Below are 25,687 nucleotides of genomic sequence, written 5' to 3'. Positions count from 1 at the left end.
TACCGAAATACGACAATAAAATGGAGCGTGCAAACAAAGAAACCGTATGAATGCAGAATGTTGCTCTGCTTCCATACGGTTCAGGACAGGAATGATTACGTTATTTCAATGCGAGCGGCTTCTTCCAGAGGCCCAGCATCAGCCCGGAAATGACGGAGCCGATCAGGACGGCCAGCAGGAACAGCAGCGCGTTACTGGATAAGAAGGCTACGAACACGCCTCCATGCGGCGCAGGAACATTGATATTCCACAGCTGGGTCAGTCCGCCGGCTACGGCTGAACCCACGATACAGGAAGTGAGCACACGCAGCGGATCTGCTGCAGCAAACGGAATGGCACCTTCGGTTATGAACGACAAGCCCAGCACGTAGTTGGTTATTCCCGATTTGCGTTCCGTCTCTGTAAATTTATTCTTAAAGAACGTAGTGGCCAGCGCAATTGCCAGCGGAGGCACCATCCCTCCGGCCATAACAGCGGCCATCATCAAGCCGTTCGTGTTGCCGCTTGAGGTGAACACACCGATCGCAAAGGTGTATGCTGCTTTATTGAACGGACCGCCCATATCGATGGCCATCATACCGCCAAGCACCAATCCCAGCAGTACTTTGTTGCCTGTACCCAGATGATTAAGCGCATCGATCATACCTTCATTGATCCAGCTGAATACCGGATTGAACAGATAGAACATAACTGCGCCGGTAATAAGCAAGCTGAATACCGGATACAGGAGAATCGGTTTCAGACCGTCAAGGGTACGCGGCAGGCCAGAGAAGGCTTTGCGGAGCATAACAACCACATAACCGGCCAGGAAACCGGCAGCCAGGCCGCCCAGGAAACCCGCATTGGCATTCAGGGCCATGATGCCGCCGACCATACCAGGCATCAGTGCCGGGCGGTCGCCGATGCTAAGTGCGATAAATCCGGCCAGGATTGGAATCAGGAAGTGGAACGCCCCGTCTCCTCCGCCGATCGTCTGCAGCAGCTTCACCAGCGGATTATCGACACTAGCTACCTGTTCAATCAGGAAGGAGATCGCCAGCAGAATCCCGCCGCCCACTACGAACGGCAGCATGTGGGAGATGCCATTCATCAGGTCTTTATAAATCTTGCTTCCGATTGTACCGGACTTCGCCGATGCGGCACCATCCTCATTACGGCCGGAGCTGCGGTAGATTGGCGCATTGCCTTGGACTGCGATGCGGATTAATTCCTCTGACTTGCGGATTCCATCACTTACCGGACGCTGAAGTACAGGCTTGCCGTTGAAGCGGTCCATCTCTACGTTCTTGTCTGCAGCGATAATAACTCCGCTCGCCCGGGCAATCTCATCCGCAGTCAGCACATTCTGCGCACCTTCAGAACCGTTCGTCTCTACACGGATGTTAACTCCCATCTCTTTGGCTTTCTTCTTCAGGGCATCTTCAGCCATGAAGGTATGGGCAATTCCCGTAGGACATGCTGTCACAGCCACAACAAAGCTCTGCGAATCCGGGTTCCCGGTGATCATCCGTGCAGGTTCATCCTGCGGCGCCGCTGTCTTCCGGGCTTCTTGCTCCGCAGCTGCCTTAGCTTCCGCTTCCGCCTGAGCTTCGGCCTCAGCTTGCTTGGCATCGAACAAGCGCGTTACTTCAGCAGGAGTCTTGGCACTCATGAGCTGTTCGATGAATTCGCTTTCAATGAGCAGCCTTGACAGCGCAGCCAGTGTGCGCAGGTGCATATTTCCAGCTCCGTCCGGCGCAGCGATCATGAAGAACAAATGAGCCGGCGCTTCATCCAGGGAAGCAAAATCTAGTCCGGCGCTGCTCTTGGCGAACACAACCGTCGCTTCATTCACAGCTTTGGTCTTGGCATGAGGCATGGCGATGCCTCCGCCAATTCCGGTGCTGGACTGGGCTTCACGGTCCAGTATCTTTTCTTTGAACAGCTTCACGTCATTAATGCGTCCGCTGGCCGCGAGGCTGGCAATCAGTTCGTCGATCGCCGCTTCCTTCGTTGTAGCCTGCAGCTCCATAATCATAGTTTCCTGTATCATCAAATCTGTAATTTTCATTAATCTCAACTCCCCGTTTTACTTAAAATCTTTCATTATCTCGTTTACAGCTGGGAAATTACAACGAGCGGCCGAAGCTGTTCAATCTTCTGTCTGTCTGCCAGATCGTCCGAGAATGCCGTTGCGCTTCCTGAGGCGACGCCGGCACGGAATGCCTCCAGCACATCTCCGGTCAGCGACAAGGTCCCCACAAACCCGGCGATCATGGAATCTCCAGCACCTACTGAATTCTTCACCTGCCCCGCAGGAGCAGCCGCATGGTAGACACCTTGCTCGGAAATAAACAATGCGCCTTCACCGGCCATCGATACCAGCACATGCCTGGCCCCCGCTTCCAGCAGCTTACGCCCGTAGGTGATAATCTCCGCCCTGGTGCTGATCTGAGCGCCGAACAGCTCTGCCAGCTCATGGTGATTCGGTTTGACAAGCAGCGGTCCCAAGGGCAACGCGTCTTTCAGCGCCTGTCCCGTTGTGTCAATTACAAACTCCGCCCCCTTCTGTTTGCATACTGCGATCAGCCTGCTATAGAAATCTCCACCAAGTGACGGTGGAGTACTTCCCGACAGAATAACAACATCCCCCTGCTTCAGGGCATCCAGCTTGTGCAGCAGAGAAGCGGTCTCGGGCAGCGAAATCTCCGGTCCGGCTCCGTTAATTTCCGTCTCTTCCCCGGCTTTCAGCTTGATATTGATCCGGGTATCATCCGCTATATGAACGAAATCACTTGCAATCATCTCCTGGCGCAGCCACTGTTCAATATATCCGCCCGTAAAACCGCCAAGGAATCCGGTTGCCGTATTCTCGACCCCCAGCTGCTTCAGTACGCGGGATACATTGATTCCCTTCCCTCCGGGTAGCTTCATATCCCGTTTCATCCGGTTTAACCCGCCTAGTGTAAACTCTTCAACCTCCACGATATAATCGACGGAAGGATTAAGTGTCACTGTATAAATCATCATTCATCCCTCATTTATAATGTTTGTCTTCTTAACACACTCACACTAATGTATAATCGACGTCCATCTTCTCCAGCTCCCGGCGGAAGTTATCCGGCGTATCCGTATCAAGAATGCAGTGATCCATCTCCTGCAGATCCGCCACTTTACAAAAGGAGATTTGCCCGATCTTGCTATGGTCTGCGAGCAGAATGGTCTGCTTTGCGACAGCAATCATTTTGCGCTTGGTTGCAGCCTCCAGCATATTCGGAGTCGTGATGCCTTCACGTATATCCAGCCCGTTGGTTCCAAGGAAGGCTTTGTCTACCCGAACCATATCCAGTGAGCGTTCTGTCATCGGTCCGACAAAAGCCATCGTGTCCGGCCGCAGCATTCCGCCTGTAATCGAAACTTCGATATGGCGGCAATCCTTCAGCTCATTAAGCGCCATAATCGAGTTGGTGATGACCTTGAGATTACGGAATGATTTCAGCGCCCGGGCAATATGCAGCGTAGTCGTTCCGCCATCCAGAAGAATAGCATCGCCTTCCTCAATCATCTCCACGGCCTTGCGGGCAATCCGCAGCTTCTCATCAAGGAACCGGTCTTCCTTATCCGGAACAGCCGCTTCAAAGTTCACACTCTGCAGGGATACCGCCCCGCCATGCGTACGTTTCAGCAGCCGTGCTTCCTCAAGCTCCTTGAGATCGCGGCGGACCGTTGATTCTGAGACGGACAGCTCCTGGCTCAGCTCCTGAACCGATGCTCTTGTATGGTTCTCAATAAACTGCAGAATACTCAGCTTCCGTTCTTCTTCAAACATGCGCCTCACTCCTCGGACTTGCAGCACCTGCTGCCGGATTCCTTTTATACACAATCGTCTATTTGCGTTCGCGATTTATTGGTAATTAAATTCGAATAAAAGCTCATTCGTGACTGATATTGATCATTTCTGCTCATTTATGATTGTAACAGCGTTTTCATAAACTGTAAAGTGCTTTTTTATCCGCTTATTTTTTACGGAAAAAGCTTATAATATGCCTTATACAGCGGCTTTTTCCGTTATCCGCTGATCGAATGGCTGCATGGATGCTCATCTCTGCTCATTTCATCCGGAAAGGGGCAAATAACGGCTGCAGCAAATAACCACCCGAACGCCTATTTCACAAACGCGGTCAGCGACATATTTTATATTACATATGGGGAAAAGCGGGTGAACAGGAGATGGCCTATAACAATAATAATTATGGATCCGGCTATACAGGCGGTAACAACAATAACACTAGCGGAGGTGCGGACAAATCCTCCCCTGCAGAAGCGGAAGAACTCAGTGCCGAAGACTATGCAATCATTGCCGCAGGTTTTGGGGCATTAGGTGAAATCTTTGCTTTTCTCTCCCTGGTCAAAGCCAAACAGGTCACCAAAGAAACCGGAGGACAGGCAGGCTTTGAAGTGGACCCCATTCTATTCGTACAATCACGAAAAAAAAAAGCAGCCAGACGAAAATCCCGCCGGCCGCGTTGATATATTCTTTTGCTTATGAAATCTTCAAAGGGAGAACCTGATGCTTGGCGAATATAGAGTCCACCTTCCCGCGTTGCTCCTCCTCATCAAGGAAGACAATGACTATAATATGCTCCAGCTCGGCATGCCTGGCATAAGCCTCCGCATCCTCCTGCGGAATGCCAATACCGATCAGACTTACAGTAAGACCATCCGTTTCAATATCGGCTCCAGCCAGTTTGCGTGCAGCCGGACCCGCAGCCACAACAGTATCGGCCAGCATATCCAGTCCCACTCCTAACCCGCGGGCTGTACCGAACAAGCCCTCATTGCCTTCCCCGCTCTGCGTAGCACCAATTCCGGTATCATGGGTGATGATCTCCAGCGTATTTTTCTGCTTCGTGACTGCAGATATATTCTTCGATTTGATTCCATTCTCTTTCAATTCCCCAATCGCCAGTGCAGCATCGCTCCGATGTCCAAAAATCCCGAGTACCAATGTAGGCATCTAACATCCCTCCTGTTATTGCGATATTACCACTCTGCCTGCAGCTTGAACCTGACGGGAAGTCTCTGCGTTAGTGAATCATTCTCTCCTAATTCGGTTATAAAGATAGAATCAGGCAAATGATATACAGCAGTCTTTTAAAATAAGATAGAACGCTGCTGCTCCTGATGCGTATACATAAACATAAATCAAGAGATTGGGGGGGCTGCTGTGCTTCAAAGCAAATATTTCCGGACATGCCTGGCCATTATCGCCTTTTTGACGATACTGTATCTGGGTTCCAAAGTTATTTTCCTATTTACGCCGCTCGTATCCATCTTTAATCTGCTGCTTGTGCCAATGATGCTGTCGGGCTTCATGTATTATCTGCTCCGCCCGCTCGTCAACTTCCTGGAGACCAAAAAACTTGGACGTGCACTCTCGATTCTCCTAATCTATCTCGTCTTCATCGGTTTGTTCGTACTGTTCTGGGTGCTGGTCTGGCCGACCCTGCGTGAACAAATCCAGAATTTCATCGATAATACGCCGTATCTGGTAGAGGGGCTGCAGAATCAGTTCAACAAAATCCAGAATGATCCGTCCTTCTCACGTTTCTTCAAAGGCGATACCGATTTAACAACAAGGCTTACAGAGTACGTAAATAGCGCCATCACTTGGGTGACTAATTCCATGTCCAACCTGATCGGTGTCATCTCCAGTATTGTAGTAGTCATTGCTACACTGCCGATTATTCTCTATTACATGCTGAAAGATGGATATAAGCTGTCACCGATTCTTCAAGGCCTGATTCCAAGAAAGTACCGCAAGGAAGGCCAGGATATGCTGAAGGATATCGACAGTGCGCTAAGCGGCTTCATTGTTACGCGCGTCCTGCTGAATGTGGTGCTGGGCATCATGCTCTACATCGGATTTCTGTTTATCGGCCTGCCGTATTCACTACTGCTAGCCGTTATTTCCATTCCGCTTAACTTCATTCCTTATGTCGGCTCATTGCTGGCAGCGATTCCGGTGATTATCGTAGGATTCATTGAATCCCCTTCAATGGCACTCTGGTCTCTGATCATCATCGTCGTTGCCCAGCAGATTCAGGACAATGTGCTGTCACCGATTATCTATGGTAAATCCCTGGATGTACATCCGCTGACAACCGTTGTGCTTGTCCTGATAGGCGGCGACTTCTTCGGCATTATCGGTGTGCTCATTGCGCTGCCTGTATATATGATTCTCAAAATCCTCTTCCTGCGGATTTATGAAATCATTATCGCTGAGCGTGAGGATGATCCGGGCGGTCCCGGGCCTATAGCACCGGCAGGGATTGAGGCTGAGATTGTTAAGGAAGAGCAGTTTTAATTCTGTTGTAGTTCTGTTGTAGTTCTGTTGTAGTTGAGTTAAACCTGCTTTGAGTGTTAAATTTCAAGACTGAATTCGCCCAAAGGGCGCGTCCGGCTGGAGCCGATGGGGCCTGTGCAAGCTAATACAAGCTCATGCAGGCCATGAAGCTTATAAGGCAACCACACATCGCTCCACTCAGACTACCGCTGGGGTAGCTCCGGTAGAATCAAGAGCACTAATGCCCTTCATTTGCTCATTTGGGGCGCCTCCTATGAAATCAAGAGCACTAATGCTCCTCATTTGTTCATTTGAGGCGCATCCGGTGGAATCAAGAGCACTAATGCTCTTCATTTGGTCAATTGGTCCGCATCCGATGAAATCAAGAGCACTAATGCTCCTCATTTGCTCATTTGGAACGCATCCGATGAAATCAAGAGCACTAATGCTCCTATTTTCTCATTTGGTCCGCATCCGGCGGGATCAGAGGGATTTATCCCTTTAATTTTCCCATTCCGCTCACTTTCGGCGGGATCAGAGGGATTTATCCCTTTAATTTTCCCATTCCGCTCACTTTCGGCGGGATCAGAGGGATTTATCCCTTTAATTTTCCCGTTCCGCTCACTTCGGCGGGATCAGAGGGATTAATTTAGACGGATCTGCCACAATTCCAAAGAATCTTATCCATAACTGCTACGCAGATCTTATCCACAACAGTCAAACATCATATGATCCAAATAACAAAAACAAAAAAACGGGCAAATCTCTAAATAAGAGGTTTGCCCGTTTTGCTGAACCTTCCGAAGCCTTCCGTTCCGCTATCTCAGCCCCGCAGAGAGCGCACTACAAAAATGTGATTGCCCTTCAGCAGGTTCTGCCCGTCGCGGAGCGTAACTGAACCCTTGGTGTGCGCTACTATGGTCGTATTGAGGGCAACCAGCTGATCGCCTTTCCAGATTGTGACCGCCGACTTGAAATATACCGCGTTGTCAAACTGCTGGCGTTCCCTCATCACGTACCCTACGGAATGGAGGACCGGGGGCAATGCCCTCTCCTTGGGAGCCAATGCCTTGATGAACACAATGTCACGAAAAGGGACGGCAATCTCCTGATGTCCGATTACGGCTACTGAAGCTGCAGGGTCCCATCTGCGCAGCACGCCTTTCATGATCGTATATGGCTCTTCTCCGCAGTACATAATGACCGGTCTGCCTACCCAATGCTTCATGGCTCCACCCCCTTCGCTGTGTCCGTGCTACTTATACATTCGGTATGGACCAATCGATTCCTGTAAGCCCGTGCGACTCCAGATAGGAGTTAGCCTGAGAGAACGGATGGCTGCCGAGAAATCCGCGGTGGGCCGAGAACGGACTTGGATGCGGAGACTGAATAACCTTATGTCTGCTGCGGTCAATCGAAGCCCCTTTGAGCTGGGCATGACTGCCCCACAGGATGAACACCATCGGTTCTGTCCGTTCATTCAGCTTCTCCATAATAGCATCTGTAAACGTCTCCCAGCCCAGGCCTTTATGCGAGTTCGGCTGGCCTTCACGTACGGTCAGCACTGCGTTAAGCATCAGCACCCCTTCTTCTGCCCAGTGGAGCAGAGAACCATGGTTCGGCACAGGTACGCCCAGATCATTATGCAGCTCGGTATAAATATTGCGCAGTGACGGAGGAATCCGCACTCCCGGCTCGACCGAGAAACTCAGGCCATGAGCCTGTCCCGCCCCATGATAGGGGTCCTGACCCAGAATGACCACCCGGGTCTTGCTGTAAGGCGTCAGCTTCAGCGCTGAGAACAGCTTGTCTTTTGGCGGATAGACTGTATATTGCTTATATTCACGTGCCAGCGCATAACGCAGCTCTTCAAAATAGGGCTTATGCGTTTCTTCCTGCAGAACCTCATCCCAATCATTGCCGAACATCCCGTTCTCCTCCTGCTTGCTTCCCTGTAGTATTCATTCATTACCTGTTATTAACCAGATCCCGCAGAATTTATTTGCGCCCGTAATCTGCTTTGATCTCGCCCCATACCTTAGTCTGCCATTTCAGCACCTTATTCTCATATGTATGGCTGCGCAGCCAGCTCTCCGCCCGGTCAATCAGCGTCCAGATTTCCTCTGTGGAAGCATCCCGGGGCAGGGTAGTAGCAACCTTTTTCTGCTTCACCCACTTCATAGCATTCACGGAGTCGGTATAGACCGTACGGCTGCTGCCTTCCTTCTTAAGCAGAGCCAGCGCATGGACTATCGCCAGAAATTCCCCAAGGTTATTCGTCCCCTTACTGATTGGACCGCAGGAAAAAATAATGTCCCCGGTCTGCGTGTCTACGCCTTTGTATTCTACCGGTCCGGGATTGCCGCGGGTGCCGACATCTACAGAGATGCTGTCATAATCAATCTCCTCCGACGTTTCTACCGAGGCACTGCGGCTCCAGCTGTTTGCCGTTTTACTCTTGGCACCCGTGCCGTTTGATGCCGCACCTGTTCCCCAGTTGCCTTTCCAGCCCGCCTTATAAGCCGTATCCGCTGCCGCTCTGCTCTCATAAGACTTATATTTCGCTCCGGTATAATGATCGGTCTGCGCCTGGCATTCTGCCCAAGTGCTGTACACTCCCGGCTGCTTGCCTTCCCACACTACATAGTATTTCTGCTTAGCCATGAATACAGCTCCTTCCTGCACGCCTCATGAATCATCAAAATCATATTGTAATCCAAACCGCGGCGATATTGAAGTGCAAATAAGCCCAGCGCCTGCTGTGAGCCGAAATATAAATTGGATAATTCCCAGCAGGCGCGTTCATACTATTAAGGCCGCATTATTCCAGTACAGCAAGCGTAGTGTTGACGATAGTCTGGAGCTTGTCAATATCCCGGGTGGCTTTGACCATGACCCGCAGCCCGACGAGGGCATTGTGCAGATAAGCAGCAAGCGCAGAGGCCTCATGCCGGCCGGAGATCTCTCCGCTAGCCTGTCCGTGCCGGATCAGCCGTTCGATGAGATGTTCGGTATTCAGAAAAGCATCATTCGCTTTGGTTGCTGCTTCCGGATCATGATTGGACAGCTCCACTGCGGTATTCACCAGCAGGCAGCCCTTGGGCTCGTCTTCACTCCTGTGGATCGTTGCTTCGAACAGCAGGGTGATTGCAGCTTTGGCCGAGGAAATGCTTTCGATACGGCCCTCCATCCGGGAGGCGTTGATGGCTGCGAACCGCTCCAGTGCTTTTATATATAAAGTATGCTTGTCTCCAAATGTGTCATACATGCTTCTCTTGTGAATCCCCATGCCGGTTACAAGATCCTGCATCGAGGTTTTCTCATAGCCCTGCTGCCAGAAGATATTCATCGCCTTTAATAGTACGTCATCAATGTCGAATTCTTTGCTTCTCGCCATCATCATGCTCCTTTCTGGGTCAATTTTACCATTTATAGAACGATCGGTAAATATTATTATGCTATTGTGAATTAAATCACATTAATTCCGCACTAATCATTCTATATTAATTTTAAAGGAAAAACAAATCTGCAGCAACACACACCCCAAGGAGGTTATTTACATGAGAAAGCTCGCAGCAATAGCAGCCGTATTCACTCTGACCCTGCTCGTCGGATGCGGCAACTCGGCAAACAACAATGCGGCAAATACAAACACGTCCGCAAATAACGGCAATACGGCCACGGCCACCGAAGCACCGGATGCTGTAACATCGGTCTCCGTCGTTGATAATAATGAAGCCTTCAAGAAGGCGATCAGCAAAGACGGCCACTGGATCGCCGCAGTCCTGAACGACCTGACCTTCACGGAAGAGCTTGTGGTAGACGGACAGTTCATCAATAAGGAAGAGCCGGCCCGCAAAATCGCGCTCTATACCCAGGATGCAGATCACAACATCACCAATTCCTTCACACTTACCGCTCCAAAAATGACAATCCGCAGTGAAAATGCCCGTATTCAGGGCGGCACCTTTGTCGGGGATGTCTACGTAGAAGCTGACGGCTTCGCCGTTGTGAATGCTACCATTGAAGGCAATGTCTACTTCTCGGATGCCAAATACCAGGCTACCTACACGGCCGCTGACCAAGGTAAGGTAACCGGTGTGACTGAAGTCAAGAAATAAGTTATTCTGTACAGGAGGTGTTCCCTTCAGGGCAATCTTGCCGGGGACACCTTTTTGCGGTTTTTACCAGGAAAAGAGGTGCAGAACCCATGTTATCCGTCCGTAAGTCCGTCATACTCTCCCTATTGCTGCTGCTCACATCATCCTGCAGCGGGCAAGAAGAGAAACATCCACCGCAATACCGTATACAGTCCGGCCATGATCTTAGTATTCTTACGACTACCGACACACACTATTTATCGCAAAGCCTGAGGGATCTCGGGCCTGCCTTCAATCAGTTTCTGGCTGCCGGGGATGGTAAACAGCTGGGATACAGCAACGAAATGATGGAAGCCCTCGGATACGACATTGGCATCCGCAAGCCCGATGCCGTCATCATTAGCGGAGATCTCAGCAACAACGGTGAAGAAGCCAGCCATAAGGACCTGGCCAAACATCTGAAGAACATTGAACAGGAGACCGGGACCCGGGTATATGTGATACCCGGCAATCACGATATCCAGAATCCCTGGGCCCGTAAATTTAAGGGTAAGCGCCAATATTCTGCAGATTCCGTTACCGCCAAACAGTTCCGCAAGATCTACGGCAGCTTCGGTTATGATGAAGCGCTGCTGGAGGATAAGGACTCGCTGAGCTATCTGGCTGCCCCGTCAGATGATCTTTGGCTGCTCATGCTCGATACTGCACAATACAAAAATAATCAGGATCTGGGAAATCCACAATTGGAGGGCAAGGTGAGCGCTTCGACACTGAAATGGATTGATGCGTGTGGTGAAATGGCTGCGGCACAAGGTGCGCAGATCGTAGCGGTCATGCACCATAGCCTGCTGGATCACAGTGACTTCATCCAGGAGGGCTTCACTGTCGATGATAACGGGCAGGTTATTGACGCCCTGCTGCGCAATAATATCCATACCACACTCAGCGGCCACATTCATATTCAGGATATAAGTGAATATCAGAAGGACGGCAACAGCATCTATGACATCGCAGACAGTGCATTATCGGTATTCCCGCATCAATACGGCATCTTAAACTATTCAGCCGCCAATCAGACCCTGGATTACAATACAGCTAAATTAGGGATGGAGCTGTGGGCCGCAGCATCGGGCAGCACAGATCAGAATCTGCTGCAGTTCAACACTTACAGTGAAGCGAATTTCCGCAAGCGCTCCGCGACCCGCAGTTATTCCCGTTTGACCGCGGACACAGCGTATGCTAATTACACGGATGCCGAGCTGAATGCGATGGCGGATGTGGTCGGCCGGCTGAATGAGATTTATTTTGCAGGGACCGCCAGTACTGACAATGCAGCTGTAATCGCCACGGAAGGCTACCGCCTCTGGCAGAAGGCCCCCGCCAGCGGGACTAGAAGCTATGTCCTGGGAATGGCTGCGCGGGAAACGAAGAACAATCATGAGCTGCATGTACAGCTTCCGGCCCGTTGATGTGTTTGAGCATGAAGGATTGCGTTTAATTTAGGGCTGTACAGCAATATCAAGACTGCTGAAGCGCTAAGGAGGATGACAAGCCAATGTTCAAACGCATGGATGAAATTATGATTGAAATCCCGGACGTCGAGAAACCAGATCCGAATGCTGCTGCGGCTGTACAGGAACTGCTTGGCGGTAAATTTGGTGAGATGTCAACACTCAACAACTATCTGTATCAGTCCTTTAACTTCCGTTCCAAGGAGAAGCTGAAGCCCTTTTACGATCTGGTTATGAGCATTACTGCAGAGGAGTTAGGCCATGTCGAACTCGTCTCTCATGCTGTAAACAAATGTCTAAGAGGCTCCACGGATTATAAGAAGCCGGACTCTACTCCACTGGATGCTGTAAAAGATGCCCGGCTGTCCTATCACTTCCTGGCCGGAGCCCAGGGTGCCATGCCGTTCGATTCGATGGGTAACCCCTGGACCGGGGCCAATGTGTTCAACAGCGGCAACCTGGTGGAAGATCTGCTGCATAACTTCTTCCTGGAATGCGGGGCCAGAACACATAAAATGAAGGTCTACGAAATGACCGACCATCCGGCTGCGCGTGCTGTTGTCGGTTTCCTCCTTGTCCGTGGAGGCGTTCATGTGGTCGCTTATGCCAAGGCACTGGAGATTGCCACAGGCGTCAATGTAACCAAGCTTGTGCCGATCCCTTCCCTGGACAATAAATCGTTCAATGAAGCCAGAAAGTATGAAGAAAAAGGCGTGCATACGAAGCTGTACACCTGGAGCGATAAGGATTTCAGCTCCATTGACCAGATCTGGAAGGGCACCCATCCAGAGGACGGGCTTCCGCTTGAGGTTATTCAGGGCGTGCCTGAAGGTGTTCCGATTCCTGAGGCCCCTGAGTCCAAGGAGGAATTCGCACCGGGGATCTCGGCCGAGGAATTCAAGGAGATTGCCAAACGGCTTAAGATGGCCGGTAATATCAAGGATTAGCGGCTAGGGTCTGCGCATAAATAATGCGGCGGACACAGCTGGCTGAAATAAAGAAGCGGATGTTCCGGAAGCCCTGAGTGAAAGGCTGCGGAACATCCGCTTTGTTGTGCGGGAAGGTGCAGGCGGTGTTGCGGATAATCCGCATAAACCTCAAGATTCGCTGAATCTCTGACATTTAGAGAATCAGGATTCGTAACAAAAGGAAGCTGCCGATTGCAGAACACCAGTAATGTATTCCGAAACCCTGACATGCACCGGATGAACCAGATAGGCTTCCAGATCCGCCATGCTCTCATATTGCACAATCAGCATCAGATCGTAAGCGCCGCTGCGGACATCCACCTCCACCTTCAGTTCATGGATATGCGCGATTTGACCACGCATGCCCAGAAGCACTTCACGGGCTTCAGCAATGCGCTCCGGGCTGCCATCCTTCAGCTTGATTAACAGATTGTTCGTAATCATTGAACCGTTCCCCTTTCATTCTGAGGTTCGAGAAGCAGTGTTGTGCTTGCCGCTTCGCGGCCATTTACCAGCAGCGTCACGGTATGTTGTCCGGGATAATGCCTTCGTGTGGTCAGGTCGGCCCAGCGGTGCGTCCGTACACCAGCCAGTCTGGAACCGCCGGGGACGGTTTTGTCTGACAACAGAAAGAGCTTGCGGGAGGTCTTTCCTCCTGCCTTCACGAAGTCTATCCCGTATTCAATGCGGATACGCACCGGTTCACCTTCCCGGATCGTGAGGGCATACTGCAGTTCGCAGTGGTCACCGATCCGCACCTCAGCCGGTTGAACAGCGAGTACAGCGGCGGCAACCAGCGGAGCACCGCCCGCTTCAGGAGCATAACCAAACAGCTCCATGATCTCAGGGTCCGCCTTACGGATCAGCGAGCGGCAGCCATGCCGCACAATCCAGTCCGTATTCACATTGTTGCCTTTCCAGCGGCGGGCTGTCTCAATGACGACGGCCGGATGATCCTTCGCGATATCGTTCAGATTGTTGGCGACACTCTTGCGTACATAGAGCGACGGGTCCGCCTTCAGCTTCTCCAGCAGCGGCAGCACCGGGGACGGATCGCGCTTGAACACCGGCAGCGCCTGGCCCCATGGGAGACGGGGCCGGCTGCCTTCGCTGGCCAGACGCCGCACATGCTCATCCGGATGCTCTGCCCAGGCCAGCATCTGAATCATCATCCTCTGCGGGTCCCGCAGCATGAACGGCCTGACGGCGAACTCTGCCGAGGATTTCGGCGTGAACCGTTCCAGCGCCGCCATGGACAACTCCCAGTGCTCCTCCCTGCCGCCAAACACCTCGACGAAATCAGGGAAGATCAGATAGGGAAATCCGACACAGTCTTTATCGATGGCGTACAAAATATCTAATGCTTCTTCATAACATGATGGCAGGAATGCCCCCAGTGTCTCCGTGATCCGCCGCATCCGCGCCTTAAGCTCCAGTTCCTCCCAAGGCTCTTTCATCGCCGCAGCGGTGAAGTCCTCCGCATCAAACGAACCGTATACGGCATGGATCTTAGTGCCGAGGCTGCGCAGGAATTCCTTGTTGTACATTGCTTTTAATGGTTCCGCCATCCTATGATTCCTCCTGCTGATTGTGTTCAGATCACTTGTCAGAACAGCGTAACATAACAAACTGGACAGCCTTATGTCACGTTAAGTTCGGTAATGTATTGTATTGTGTGAGGCTGATTGGTCTTCAAGTATCAAAAGAATGCCGCCGGATAGATCAGCTCGCCCTTCACCTTCTCCAGCGCCCCTTCCTGCAGCCCATAAACTTGAAACACCTCATCCGGTACAGTGAATTGCGTCAGCGCAAGGCCATAGGCGCGTGCGGGCGTGAAGCCGAATTGGGGATAATAGCCTGGGTGCCCGATCAGCAGAATTATTTCATAACCCAGCCGCCTGCTGCGTTCTATGCCTTCGCGGATCAGTGCTGCGCCAATTCCCTGACGCTGCATCTGCGGATCGACTGCGATGGGGGCAAGTACGATTACTTCTTGTGAATGATTCCCGTCCAATACCTTGGCACGGCTTAATAAAATATGCCCAACTACAGCACCATCCTGCTCGGCAACAATGGACAGCTCCGGCACGAACTCCTCCGAAGCTCTGATCCGCTCAATCAGCCTGGATTCATCTTCACGGTTCCCGAACGCCTTGACATTCAGTTCAAATACTTGAATATAATCCTGCGCTGTCTCGGTTCTTATCTGCATCTGAGTTTCCCCTTCCATAATAACGGTTATGCCGGTCAGTTAATCAGGCGCTCCACTTCTTCAATGCCTTTCTTCGCCCGGCTGTTCAGCGCCCGTTTGTCCTTGAGTCCGAGCTGCTGCAGCTCATGGCCGGGGTCTGTCACCAGCGGCTGTGTTACCACACTTTCAAGCAGCTGCACGGCGACCCGGCAGGCGCTGAACAGCAGCTCGCGGTTAATCACCATTTTATGGGCGCGGATGATTTCTACCAGAGCTTCGGCATACATCAGTCTGACTATACTGTCTGCGCTCATCAGGTTGCGGGAGGCGAAAGAAGTTGTCTTGTCCACAATGACCGGGTCCTGATAGTTCTTGGACAAGGCTTCAAGCTCGGCAACAGCCTCCCAGTCCCTGATCGACAGGCGCCCGCACCCTTCCGCGATCATCTCCTGAAACCATTGAAGCTCCATTTCCCGGACAATGCCATATTGTTTGTACTGCTTAAGGGCACCTTCACGGTGCATTTGGGCCGGGCTGCCCAGATACCGGATGAATATCTCCCGTGCTTGCCGCGTTTCTGCTTCCATACTGCCCTCCACCTTATTTCCTATATTTATTGTTCACCATAACCAGTACCGCCAGCGTAGTATAAACCGTCTTTCTCCCAACACTCACGAGGGAACAGCCACCTTCATCCTTCGTCCGGCCTTCAAGCACAATCCAGGGGAAAATTTTCAACTATTTCAGAAAGGAAATCCTATTTTCAAAATCCGCTGTCTGTCGTAGAATAGTGTTTAAGATTCTGCACCGTTATATTTATACTACACATGGAAGGGGCTGGGATTATGCCGCAGACACTTGTCCAAAATGCTGATTTCTGGGTTGCCGCTTTATCGCAGACCTTCGTGTCCGCCTTGCAGCTTGACCCCGATGGAATGTACTCCCAGGTTGGAGTCGGAATTGTAGAGAAGTTCTCCGAGGAATATGTGCGGCTCAAAAGATTCGACGGCACTGTCTCGCATTATGCCCGTGATATTACCAAATTCCAGCACAATCAAGCCTCACGCCGCTAACAGGCCTATGCTGTACTTTCCCCTTCTGGCCGGAGTTCTCCTGCCTGGGGGAAGTGAATTTCAAAATAGGTGTATACATGACCTGCTCATGTATACGCCTTTTGCCTGATAGCAGGCCGCAGAATCGCCTTCCGGGTAGTCAACTTATTTCATGCTGCTTCCGCGCTTAGAAGACTCCACGCCTCCCATTGTCCAGAAATCCGTCCCGGTAAAAAACCGCTCTTTGCCTGCCGCCGCTTCCTTCTCTTCCGGAATAAATGCCCAGGCTGCACGCCTGAAACGCACCGGATCATCACCGGCTATGCCGTATTCCCGGTAAATGGCCGTCTGCATATTCCGGGGATTCCCCCAGGGGTCCCAACCGGAGGGATGAATATGCCCGCCCAGCCGGCAATTCACAATATCCGTTCTGGCGTATCCGCGCCACGGGCGTCCCAGATAGACACCGCTAACCCCCGGGTCCGACGTAAAATAACACTCGTTGAACAGATAGCCATACTCCTGATGCTGCGGCGTGGATGCCGCTGTGATGTAACCCGGCCCGTCGTTATAATGACGCAGACTGCGGATCTCACAATGCTCGAAATAAGCTGCTGCTCCGCCAAAAATAAAATCAATCGTTCCTTCGATATAACAATTCGTGTACAGCTGGCGGCAAACGGCGTGCTGCTCCTTAAGCGGAACGCCTCCAAAGGCCTTCCCATCTTTGGTATACGGCGGCAACGGTCCGGTGAATAGTGTATCCTGATGGCCCCTGAAGCTGCAGCTACGAAATAGGGTCTCATCACAATGGGCCGACACCGCTACAGCCTGCCCGATGTCATTTCCTTGCCCTGCTGTGTTCGCAATAATCAGGTTCTCAAGCATCAGCCTCCGGCCGCCGAGGAACAGTGTCGGTGTAGCAAAGGTTCCCTGCTCTTCTCCTGACTCGTCCGGCTCCTTGGCATGTCTGTTCATGGTGATTACCACTTCCCCGATGCCCACTATATTAAGATTGGACCGGTATATTCTTACCTCCTCTTCATATACACCTGACATAATATACAGGGTCACCGGCTTTTCCAGCAGATCCCGTTCAAGTTCATCTACCGCTGCCTGGATACTCTGGTAATCGCAAAATTCCCGCTTGCCCACCAGCATTGCTATCGTCCCCCTTAAGAAATAGGTTCTGTTCAAACCGGCAGTCCTTGACACGTAAATTATACCGCCGGCCGCAGCAATGTTCCAGATAAAATTTTAACGTGTGCATTTCAATAAAGTCTTGACTTGACGCGGCTGTAGCACTAAACTGAAATCGTTAACAATTCTATTTTCCCGGAGAGATGTCATGATTACCATCAAAGATATTGCACGCGTCGCCGGCGTCTCCCACACGACTGTATCCAGAGCGCTGAACGGCAGCCCGCTGATCAAGAAAGTCACCCGGGATAAGATTGAGCGAATCGCCGCGGAAATGAATTATGTGCCGAATTACAGCGCCAAGAGTCTGGTTACGAAGAGATCGTTCACCATCGGGCTGTTCTTCTCAAGCATTGAGCAGGGTACTTCAGCCAGCTTCCTGGTTGATGCTATCAAAGGCATTACGCATATCCTGGATGAGAACTACAATCTGACCGTTAACGGAATAGACGGTGTCCATAACTTCAGCAATATTCAGCCCCAGCGTTTCGACGGCATTCTGGTCATGAGCCAGAGCGATGAGGATAATGCCTTCATCTATCATGTGAAGAAGATGGGCATACCGCTTGTGGTGCTGAACCGCCAGCTGGAGGACCCGGGCATTATGAATGTTGTAGCCAATGACCGCGAAGGCGTGAAGGAAGCCATTGATTACGCTGTGCTTCAAGGGCACCGGAAGCTGGCTATTATTGAAGGGAAGCCCGGCTTCAAATCGTCCAGCGAACGCAAACAAGGGTTCATGGACAGCCTGATTGCAGGCCGTCTGGAGCTGAATCCCGATTATTTCGCTTCAGGGGATTACAGCATCGAGAGCGGCTATGAGGCGATGACGGCGCTGCTCAGCCTTGAGGATCAGCCTACCGCTGTATTTTGCTCCAACGATGATATGGCCATTGGCGCGATGAACGCCTGTTATGCCCATAAGGTAGATGTGCCGGGACAGATATCCCTGATCGGATTCGACGACATTATGTTCGCCCGCTATACGAATCCTGCCCTGACCACCGTCCGCAAGCCCATTGCAGAGATCAGTGAACTCGGTATGAAAATGCTGATTCAGCTGCTGATCCAGCCCGAAACAGAGCCGCAGCAGCTATTCGTCAAGACCGGCCTCATGGTACGCGATACTGTCGCCAAGATCTGAGCGCAGGGTTCTGCCGCAGTGAATTAACGGTATGTACCGGGTTATCCGGCTTGCCCGTTTTGTATTTTCAGCAGACACGAATAACGTCTACAATGACGTCATTTCCGGGTTTGCTTAAAATAAAATGTTAACGTGTGCATTTATGACATTATATTTTAAAAGGAGATCATGACCATTATGACAAACCGTTTATCCAGAAGCACTCACCCGGAGTTAACCCTGCATCCCGAGCGAATGATCCAATTCGGTGAAGGCAATTTCATGCGCGCCTTCGTGGACTGGCAGCTGCAGCAGATGAACAACCAAGGCCTGTTCAACGGAAGCGCAGTGCTGGTACAGCCGATTGAACAGGGGCTTGGCGGATTCATGGCCGCCCAGGATAATCTCTACACCGTGCTGCTGAACGGCATTATGGATAACCAGACAGTCAACTCGCGGGAAATCATCTCTTCCGTCAGCCGCGTGATTAACCCTTATAGCGATTACGGGAGTTACCTTGCGCTCGCTGAGAATGATGAGCTGGAATTCATCACCTCCAACACGACGGAAGCCGGTATTGCCTATCTACCGGGCGACCGTGCAGACGGAACGCCGCCGAAGAGCTTCCCGGGCAAGCTGACTGCGCTGCTCCACCGCCGTTTCGAGCTGGGCAAAAAAGGCTTCGTCATCATCCCCTGCGAGCTGATCGACCGCAACGGCGAGAAATTGCAGGAGATTGTACAGCAATACGCCGCTGACTGGAATCTGGGCGGGGAATTCCTGCAATGGCTGAAGGAGGAGAATACCTTCTGCTGCAGTCTGGTTGACCGGATCGTTCCGGGTTACCCGCGTGATAAGGCCGCTGAGCTGGAAGCTGAATTGGGGTATCTGGACAATGTGATGGTTACGGCTGAGCCATTCCTGTTCTGGGTCATTGAAGGACCGGAATCACTTACTGAACGGCTGCCGCTGGCCAAGGCCGGACTGAACGTTGTGGTCACCCCTGATATGACTCCATACCGCGAGCGCAAGGTTCATCTGCTGAACGGGCCTCATACGGCTATGGTTCCTCTGGGTTTGCTGGCGGGTCTGGAAACCGTTGAGGATATTATGAATGACGAAACGTTCTCCCGCTTCGTGAAGCAGCTGATCGAAGATGAACTGATTCCTATGCTGGATCTGCCTGCTGAAGAGCTGCTGTCCTATGCGGATGCCGTGCAGGAACGGTTCAGAAATCCGTTCATCCGCCATGAGCTGACCTCCATCTCGCTGAACAGCATCTCCAAATTCAAAACCCGGCTGCTCCCGGTGCTGCTCCGCTATCAGCAGGAACGCGGCAAGCTTCCGGAGCGCATAACGCTCGCCTTCGCCGCTCTCCTGCTCAGCTACCGCGGTGACCGTGTGCCGCTGCAGGACAGTCCGGAAATCCTGGAGATTTTCACACAGGCATGGAGTGATCCGGCAACCTTCGCAAGCACTATTCTCAGCAACACCAGCCTGTGGGGACAGGATCTGTCCTTGCTGCCCGGACTGGAAGCTGAAATTAACGCCCATCTGCAGCAGCTGGAGAAGCAGGATTCCCGCGCCGCTCTGCAGCAGCTTGTCGGCTAAAGCAATAACTAACAAAACTTAGGAGGGTCCAACATGAAGCACTTAATGAAAATGAACCCCAGAGATACAGTAGCTGTAGCCCTGCGGCCGATATCGGCCGGGGAGCAGCTCACCATAGACAGCTTGACGCTTCAGGCAGCACAGGATATTCCGCAGGGCCACAAGATTGCCCTGACTGATTTCCAGACTGATGAGGTTATCACCAAATACGGTTATCCTATCGGCCATGCCATCGCTCCGATTGCCGCAGGGGACTGGATTCATACGCATAATATCAAGACCAATCTGTCCGGCGAAGAGGAATATGAGTATGTGCCGGATGTTCACCAGGTTACCTACCCCCGGCGTGATCTGACCTTCCAGGGGTACCGCCGGAGTAACGGCAAGGTCGGCATCCGTAATGATCTGTTCATTATCCCGACCGTGGGCTGTGTGAACGGGATTGCCGAGCAAATGCTGCAGGAGTTCAAGGCTGAGCATCCCGATCTTGGCGGCTTCGATAACTTCACGGTGCTGAAGCATCCATACGGCTGCTCGCAGCTCGGCGATGATCACCGCATGACCCGCAGCATTCTGCTCGACGCGGTCAACCATCCGAACGCCGGCGGGGTGCTCGTGTTCGGGCTCGGCTGCGAGAACAACATTGTCGCTGAATTCCGCAGCATGCTGGGGGATTATGACGAGTCACGGGTGAAATTCCTGGTTGCCCAGGAGGTGGGCAATGAGGTAGAAGCCGGCCTTGAGCTGCTGGAGCAGCTGTATGAGGCTGCGAAGAACGATGTCCGTGAGCCGGTTCCGCTCAGTGAGCTGAATATCGGCCTGAAATGCGGCGGCTCCGACGGGTTCTCCGGGATCACAGCCAATCCGCTGCTGGGGGCATTCTCCGACTTCATCATCTCCCAGGGCGGAACCTCGGTGCTGACGGAAGTGCCGGAAATGTTCGGTGCAGAGAAGATGCTGATGGCGCGTGCAGAAAGCCATGAGGTCTATGAAGAGATCGTGTCGCTGATCAATAACTTCAAGCAGTATTTCCTCTCGTACGGCGAACCTGTATACGAGAATCCTTCTCCAGGCAACAAAGCCGGCGGCATCAGCACCCTGGAGGACAAATCGCTGGGCTGCACCCAGAAGGCCGGAACTTCGCCGGTGGTCGATGTGCTGCAATATGGCGTGAAGCTGCGCAAAAAAGGGCTGAGCCTCCTTCAGGCTCCCGGCAACGATCTGGTAGCCGCCTCCGCTCTCGCTGCTTCGGATTGCCAGCTGGTGCTGTTCACTACCGGACGCGGAACGCCGTTCGGCAGCTTCGTACCTACGGTGAAGGTGGCCACCAACAACGATCTTTTTGCCAAAAAAGGCCACTGGATGGACTTCAATGCCGGTCCTCTGCTGGAAACACCGATGGCCGATGTGCTGGAGGAATTCATCACTTATATCATTGATGTCGCCAGCGGCCAAAAAACACGGAACGAGCAGAATGAAGTGCGCGAGCTGGCTATTTTCAAAACCGGCGTTACGCTATAAACCCTATCCAAATTCATGCAAAGGGAGATCTTATCCATGTTTCTTAATGAAGATTTCATGTTATCCGGCGATACCGCACGCCAGCTCTTTCATCAGCATGCCAAAACAATGCCGATTGTCGATTACCATTGCCATCTGGACCCGCGCGAAATCTATGAGGATAAACCGTTCGAGAACCTCACGGCAGCCTGGCTTTATGGAGATCATTACAAATGGCGGCTGATGCGCGCGAACGGTGTGCCGGAATCGCATATTACCGGGGATGCCTCCGATTATGATAAATTTCTGGCCTGGGCCCGCACACTCCCGAAAGCCATCGGCAACCCGCTGTACAGCTGGACCCATCTGGAGCTCCGCCGCTTCTTCGGCGTTAATGAGCTGCTGAACGAAGCTTCTGCACCGGCCATCTGGGAGAAGGTGAACCGCAAGCTGGCCGAACCGGCGTTCACCCGCCGCGGTCTGATCCGCAGTTCGAACGTCAAGGTAATCTGTACTACGGATGATCCGGCAGACTCGCTGGAATACCACAAGCTGCTCAGAGACTCTGAGACCGCGTTCCAGGTGTTCCCGACCTTCCGTCCCGACAAGGCACTGAACATCGATGCCGAAGGCTTCAGCGCCTGGATCGGCAAGCTGGAGCAGGCTACAGGTCAGCAGGTTAAGACTTATGCGGCCTTGCTTGAGGCACTGAGCAACCGTGTGGACTTCTTCCATGAGAATGGCTGCCGCCTGTCGGACCATGCCCTTGATGTGCTGCGTTACGAAGCCGGTGAACCGGAAGCTGCCCAGACGGTCTTCGCCAAAAGACTGCAGGGTGCTTCCCTGTCACCGCAGGAAATCACCCTCTACCGTACAGAGCTGCTGACTGCACTGATCGGCTTCTACCAGGCCAAAGACTGGACCATGCAGCTTCATCTGCATGCCTACCGCAACAACAACACGCCAATGTTCCGGAAGCTAGGGCCGGATACCGGATACGACGGCATTAACGACCTGCCGCTGACCACACCGCTGTCGCAGCTGCTTGACCGTGCCGAGAGCGGCAGCGGGCTGCCGAAGACCATCCTGTACTCGCTGAATCCCGGCGACTACCCTGCCCTCCTGGCTTTGCTCGGCTGTTACCAGAAGGATACCGCCGGCAAGCTCCAGCTCGGCTCCGGCTGGTGGTACAACGATACGCGCAGCGGTATGCGCCAGCAGTTGACGCTGCTGGCTGACAACAGCCTGCTGGGTAACTTCGTCGGCATGCTGACCGATTCACGCAGCTTCCTCTCTTATACCCGGCACGAATATTTCCGCCGGGTGCTCTGTGAGCTGATCGGTGAACTCGTGGAACGCGGTGAGGCACCGGATGACATAGACTTACTGGGTTCAATGGTAGAGGATATCTCCTACAATAATGCAGCAGGCTATTTCGGCTTCCAGACCTCCGGCAGCCCGGTGGAGGTTACCGCCCGGGTGAAGGAGCGCTGAAGATGCCGACTATCTATATTGCCGGAGATTCTACCGCAGCCCGGAAGGCGGCCTCCGAATCGCCGATGACCGGATGGGGAGAATTTCTGCACGGGCATGTGGGACCGGAGGTGCGGATTGAGAACCGGGCAGTGAACGGACGGAGCACACGCTCCTTCCTGACTGAAGGCAGGCTTGCAGAGATCGAGCAGGACTTCCAGGCTGGAGACTTCCTGCTGATTCAGTTCGGTCATAATGACCAGAAGATTGAAGATCCGGCGCGTTATACCGATCCGGATACTGAATACCGCCAGAATCTCAAGGTGTTCATCGATTCCGCCCGCAGCCGCGGCGGGTTCCCGCTGCTGCTGACCTCTGTGAGCCGCCGCCGCTTCACCGCGGAGGGTGAACCTGATCCTGAGGCCGTGGGGCCTTACCCGCAGGCCATGCGTGAGGTTGCAGCGGAGACCGGAACACCGCTGCTCGATATCTTCGCCTCCTCGCAGCAGCTCTACCGCTCGCTGGGAATCGAAGGCTCACAGCAGCTGTTCATGCATCTGCCGCCGGGAAGCCATCCCAATTACCCTGACGGGATCGCGGATGACACCCATTTCTCGCAGGCAGGCGCGCAGCGGATCGCCTCGCTGGTAGCGGAAGCGATGGAACAGACTGCGGGACTCTCGGCTCTGCAGCCTTACTTGCGGGTATAGCGCGGTAACCTCATCGCTTGACTTGGCCGCCCTGTGCCCTTGCGGACACAGGCGGCCTTATTTGCGGGAAATTGCAGAGCAAAGGAGTAGAACATATGACCGTACCGTTTCACCTCGGCGTCCGCGCCCATGATTTCAACCCATGTGCTTTGCCGCAGCTGATTGAGAAGCTGGAAGAACACAGCTTCTCCTCTATTCAGTTCGCGCTGCATAAGTCCTTTCCTGAGAGTGCGCCCAGACTTGGCGCACTCAGTCCGGGAACGGCTGCCTATTATGGCGAAGCCTTCAGGCAGGCCGGCATCAGGATTGCTGTGCTCGGCTGCTATGTAAACATCATCGATCCTGATCCCGCCCGGCGCGCACAGGCATTAAATGACTTCAGTACCCATCTGCGGCTGGCCCGTGATTTCGGGGCAAGTCTGGTAGGTACCGAGACAGGCAGTGTGGGAAAGGGATATACGCCGGATAATTTCACGGAGGAAGCTTTTGAACAAGTTGCGGCTTCTGTCAAAGCAATGGTTGCGGAAGCAGAGCGTTTCGGGGTGACGGTCGGCATCGAGGCGGGGATTAACCACCCGCTTCACACGGCTCAGCTGACCAGACGGCTGCTGGACGAAGTGGCCTCCAGTAATCTGCAGATTATATTCGATGCAGCCAATCTGATGACGCCGGATAACTACCTGCAGCAGGAGAGTATTGTTGCAGAGGCTCTTGAGCTGCTGGGTGACCGGATCGCGGTGCTGCATCTGAAGGATTTCACGGTCAGGGATGGGCGGATTAAGATCGTCCCTGCAGGACAGGGACTGCTGAACTTCGCTCCGCTGCTCCATTACATGAAATATAACCGTCCGCATATTCAGGGCCTGCTGGAGAGCACTCCCGAAGAGCATATGCGCGGCAGTGCAGAGCTGCTCCGGCGGATGTATAACGAAATATGAATAAATGCCCCGGCCATATGGCGTACGGGGCACTTGTTCATGTTCGACCCGGTTTAGGGGCCGGTTCAATACTAGAAATGAGCAATTTATAGTAACCGGTCCTTCGCTCCTGTCTTAAGTGTATTTTGTACAACTAAAGTGATCAATTTTTGCGCTGCGAGGGTTTTAATTGCACTTTGTACAGTTAAAAACCCCCATATTTCGCAAAAGTAGACTTACCGCTGTTTTTAATTGTACTGAATACAGTTAAACGGACAATCCGGTTTTTCACCATCTGTTTAATTGCACGAAATGCAATTAAATCTATTCACTTCACACTAGTTACTCTCAAAATATTTGCAAACGCAGGGTCAGTGGATCCAAATTACACAACATATAACATTTCATGTGACGTTTCTACATTTGAGCAACTGATATAGCAATAAGACCGCTCTCCAATGCCGGGCGGTCTTATCTTTTAAATTTTGTATTAGACAACTGAAGGATTATCCTTTATCCTGCGATAATACGCAGACTTGAACCTGTTGTTATACCCCTGCATCCGGCGGGATCACGCCTTTGGTGAGAATAATATTCCCGTACAGCGCCTCTTCCCCGGTGATCACGATCGCATAACTCCGCTTCGAGCGGTTGTAGAATTCAAAACGCTCCTCATACTCCACCTGTACCGCAGCGTCATGTTTGGACAGGATCTCCTTGTACGTCTCCCATATCACCGGAACGGTAGGATCACCCTCCACCATAGCCATGAATGCCGCCTGTGCGGGCACATAATGATCCAGCGGAAGCAGCTCCAGGATCGCGTCCAGCAGCCGGGGAATGCCAATGCCGTCCGCCCGGAGCACTCTGGAATGCAGCCCGTGGCCCGGGTAATTGGCATCCGCCAGGACCAGTTCATCCCCATGGCCCATTTCCATCAGGGTACGGACCAGCTCGGGGGAGAGGAGCTTGGGTATTTTTTTGAGCATGACTACTATCCTCCTTC

26 protein-coding genes are annotated in these 25,687 nt (G+C 52.5%); 12 read left to right on the top strand and 14 right to left on the bottom strand.

All coding sequences use genetic code 11. The features are described 5' to 3' along the window. Positions 1–100 precede the first annotated feature (100 nt). Genes NSU14_RS08075 through NSU14_RS08065 form a run of 3 tightly spaced genes read right to left on the bottom strand, consistent with a single transcriptional unit; the run spans position 101 to position 3,808 of the window. Entirely contained in the window at positions 101–2,050 is a 1,950-nt protein-coding gene (locus NSU14_RS08075; protein ID WP_336102308.1) for a PTS fructose transporter subunit IIABC, read from the bottom strand. Between the two features lie 44 nt (positions 2,051–2,094). Next, positions 2,095–3,006: a 1-phosphofructokinase gene (gene pfkB, locus NSU14_RS08070; protein WP_042138793.1), complete on the bottom strand. Its 912-nt coding sequence runs from the start codon at positions 3,004–3,006 to the stop codon at positions 2,095–2,097. 40 nt (positions 3,007–3,046) lie between these two features. Continuing rightward, entirely contained in the window at positions 3,047–3,808 is a 762-nt protein-coding gene (locus tag NSU14_RS08065; protein WP_171716821.1) for a DeoR/GlpR family DNA-binding transcription regulator, read from the bottom strand. Positions 3,809–4,209: 401 nt separating this feature from the next. On the opposite strand from NSU14_RS08065, the gene NSU14_RS08060 reads away from it, so the two are divergent. Beyond that, positions 4,210–4,509 (top strand): hypothetical protein, encoded by a 300-nt coding sequence (locus NSU14_RS08060; RefSeq protein WP_042138795.1) that lies wholly within the window; start codon positions 4,210–4,212, stop codon positions 4,507–4,509. Between the two features lie 13 nt (positions 4,510–4,522). Here NSU14_RS08060 and NSU14_RS08055 read toward each other — a convergent pair whose 3' ends face one another. Beyond that, positions 4,523–4,996, bottom strand: coding sequence for a general stress protein (locus NSU14_RS08055; RefSeq protein ID WP_340944085.1), 474 nt, complete (start codon positions 4,994–4,996; stop codon positions 4,523–4,525). Positions 4,997–5,206: 210 nt separating this feature from the next. On the opposite strand from NSU14_RS08055, the gene NSU14_RS08050 reads away from it, so the two are divergent. Next, a complete protein-coding gene (locus tag NSU14_RS08050) occupies positions 5,207–6,346 on the top strand; it encodes an AI-2E family transporter (RefSeq protein WP_336102307.1) in 1,140 nt (379 codons plus the stop codon). 802 nt (positions 6,347–7,148) lie between these two features. Here the strand turns inward: NSU14_RS08050 and NSU14_RS08045 are convergent. The 4 genes from NSU14_RS08045 to NSU14_RS08030 all read right to left on the bottom strand — a co-directional run bounded on the left by NSU14_RS08045 (position 7,149) and on the right by NSU14_RS08030 (position 9,728). Continuing rightward, positions 7,149–7,553, bottom strand: a complete 405-nt coding sequence (locus NSU14_RS08045; RefSeq protein WP_039295375.1) for a hypothetical protein — start codon at positions 7,551–7,553, stop codon at positions 7,149–7,151. A gap of 31 nt (positions 7,554–7,584) precedes the next feature. Then, positions 7,585–8,253, bottom strand: a complete 669-nt coding sequence (ung, locus tag NSU14_RS08040; RefSeq protein WP_039295373.1) for a uracil-DNA glycosylase — start codon at positions 8,251–8,253, stop codon at positions 7,585–7,587. 70 nt (positions 8,254–8,323) lie between these two features. Next, complete coding sequence (gene rnhA, locus NSU14_RS08035) at positions 8,324–8,989, bottom strand: ribonuclease H (protein WP_076245699.1); 666 nt, start codon at positions 8,987–8,989, stop codon at positions 8,324–8,326. Positions 8,990–9,146: 157 nt separating this feature from the next. After that, positions 9,147–9,728: a TetR/AcrR family transcriptional regulator gene (locus tag NSU14_RS08030; RefSeq protein ID WP_340944080.1), complete on the bottom strand. Its 582-nt coding sequence runs from the start codon at positions 9,726–9,728 to the stop codon at positions 9,147–9,149. Positions 9,729–9,885: 157 nt separating this feature from the next. Here NSU14_RS08030 and NSU14_RS08025 point away from each other — a divergent pair, with 157 nt between their 5' ends. The 3 genes from NSU14_RS08025 (at position 9,886) to NSU14_RS08015 (ending at position 12,883) form a co-directional block, all read left to right on the top strand. Then, on the top strand, positions 9,886–10,446 hold the full coding sequence (locus tag NSU14_RS08025) for a hypothetical protein (RefSeq protein ID WP_042138799.1): 561 nt from the start codon (positions 9,886–9,888) through the stop codon (positions 10,444–10,446). 89 nt (positions 10,447–10,535) lie between these two features. Then, a complete protein-coding gene (locus NSU14_RS08020) occupies positions 10,536–11,894 on the top strand; it encodes a metallophosphoesterase (protein WP_340944077.1) in 1,359 nt (452 codons plus the stop codon). An 86-nt stretch (positions 11,895–11,980) separates the two neighbouring features. Further along, positions 11,981–12,883 carry a manganese catalase family protein gene (locus NSU14_RS08015; protein WP_039295366.1) on the top strand — a complete coding sequence of 301 codons (903 nt, stop codon included), beginning with the start codon at positions 11,981–11,983 and terminating at the stop codon, positions 12,881–12,883. 183 nt (positions 12,884–13,066) lie between these two features. Here the strand turns inward: NSU14_RS08015 and NSU14_RS08010 are convergent, their stop codons facing one another. From NSU14_RS08010 to NSU14_RS07995, 4 genes are all read right to left on the bottom strand, one after another. Further along, the gene (locus NSU14_RS08010) at positions 13,067–13,348 is read right to left on the bottom strand and encodes a Dabb family protein (protein WP_042138801.1); all 282 of its coding nucleotides are present in this window, start codon (positions 13,346–13,348) and stop codon (positions 13,067–13,069) included. Continuing rightward, entirely contained in the window at positions 13,345–14,472 is a 1,128-nt protein-coding gene (locus NSU14_RS08005) for a hypothetical protein (protein WP_340944074.1), read from the bottom strand. The genes NSU14_RS08010 and NSU14_RS08005 overlap by 4 nt, the downstream gene beginning before the upstream one ends. A 131-nt stretch (positions 14,473–14,603) precedes the next feature. Then, entirely contained in the window at positions 14,604–15,116 is a 513-nt protein-coding gene (locus NSU14_RS08000; RefSeq protein ID WP_340944072.1) for a GNAT family N-acetyltransferase, read from the bottom strand. Between the two features lie 35 nt (positions 15,117–15,151). Next, positions 15,152–15,682 carry a hypothetical protein gene (locus tag NSU14_RS07995; RefSeq protein WP_336102305.1) on the bottom strand — a complete coding sequence of 177 codons (531 nt, stop codon included), beginning with the start codon at positions 15,680–15,682 and terminating at the stop codon, positions 15,152–15,154. A gap of 258 nt (positions 15,683–15,940) precedes the next feature. Between NSU14_RS07995 and NSU14_RS07990 the strand changes: the two genes are divergently transcribed. Next, positions 15,941–16,168, top strand: a complete 228-nt coding sequence (locus NSU14_RS07990) for a hypothetical protein (protein ID WP_052421961.1) — start codon at positions 15,941–15,943, stop codon at positions 16,166–16,168. A gap of 144 nt (positions 16,169–16,312) precedes the next feature. Here the strand turns inward: NSU14_RS07990 and NSU14_RS07985 are convergent, their stop codons facing one another. Next, a complete protein-coding gene (locus NSU14_RS07985; RefSeq protein ID WP_340944066.1) occupies positions 16,313–17,308 on the bottom strand; it encodes a pectinesterase family protein in 996 nt (331 codons plus the stop codon). A 187-nt stretch (positions 17,309–17,495) separates the two neighbouring features. Between NSU14_RS07985 and NSU14_RS07980 the strand changes: the two genes are divergently transcribed. The 6 genes from NSU14_RS07980 (at position 17,496) to NSU14_RS07955 (ending at position 24,702) form a co-directional block, all read left to right on the top strand. Next, on the top strand, positions 17,496–18,491 hold the full coding sequence (locus NSU14_RS07980; protein WP_042138806.1) for a LacI family DNA-binding transcriptional regulator: 996 nt from the start codon (positions 17,496–17,498) through the stop codon (positions 18,489–18,491). Positions 18,492–18,668: 177 nt separating this feature from the next. Then, entirely contained in the window at positions 18,669–20,081 is a 1,413-nt protein-coding gene (locus NSU14_RS07975; protein ID WP_083705619.1) for a tagaturonate reductase, read from the top strand. Between the two features lie 33 nt (positions 20,082–20,114). Next, the gene (locus tag NSU14_RS07970) at positions 20,115–21,602 is read left to right on the top strand and encodes a UxaA family hydrolase (protein ID WP_042138808.1); all 1,488 of its coding nucleotides are present in this window, start codon (positions 20,115–20,117) and stop codon (positions 21,600–21,602) included. Between the two features lie 36 nt (positions 21,603–21,638). After that, positions 21,639–23,075: a glucuronate isomerase gene (gene uxaC / locus NSU14_RS07965; RefSeq protein ID WP_340944063.1), complete on the top strand. Its 1,437-nt coding sequence runs from the start codon at positions 21,639–21,641 to the stop codon at positions 23,073–23,075. A 2-nt stretch (positions 23,076–23,077) separates the two neighbouring features. Further along, complete coding sequence (locus NSU14_RS07960; RefSeq protein WP_042138810.1) at positions 23,078–23,764, top strand: rhamnogalacturonan acetylesterase; 687 nt, start codon at positions 23,078–23,080, stop codon at positions 23,762–23,764. A 95-nt stretch (positions 23,765–23,859) separates the two neighbouring features. After that, positions 23,860–24,702: a sugar phosphate isomerase/epimerase family protein gene (locus tag NSU14_RS07955; protein ID WP_042138811.1), complete on the top strand. Its 843-nt coding sequence runs from the start codon at positions 23,860–23,862 to the stop codon at positions 24,700–24,702. A gap of 527 nt (positions 24,703–25,229) precedes the next feature. Here the strand turns inward: NSU14_RS07955 and fucU are convergent. Then, positions 25,230–25,670 carry an L-fucose mutarotase gene (gene fucU, locus NSU14_RS07950; RefSeq protein ID WP_340944058.1) on the bottom strand — a complete coding sequence of 147 codons (441 nt, stop codon included), beginning with the start codon at positions 25,668–25,670 and terminating at the stop codon, positions 25,230–25,232. Positions 25,671–25,687: the final 17 nt, after the last annotated feature.

Source organism: Paenibacillus sp. FSL R10-2771 (genome assembly GCF_038000205.1).
In the GTDB taxonomy this organism is placed as follows: domain Bacteria; phylum Bacillota; class Bacilli; order Paenibacillales; family Paenibacillaceae; genus Paenibacillus_AQ; species Paenibacillus_AQ phytohabitans.
The sequence above is the reverse complement of the archived record's forward strand: the minus strand, read 5'-3'. Positions and strand labels throughout refer to the sequence as shown.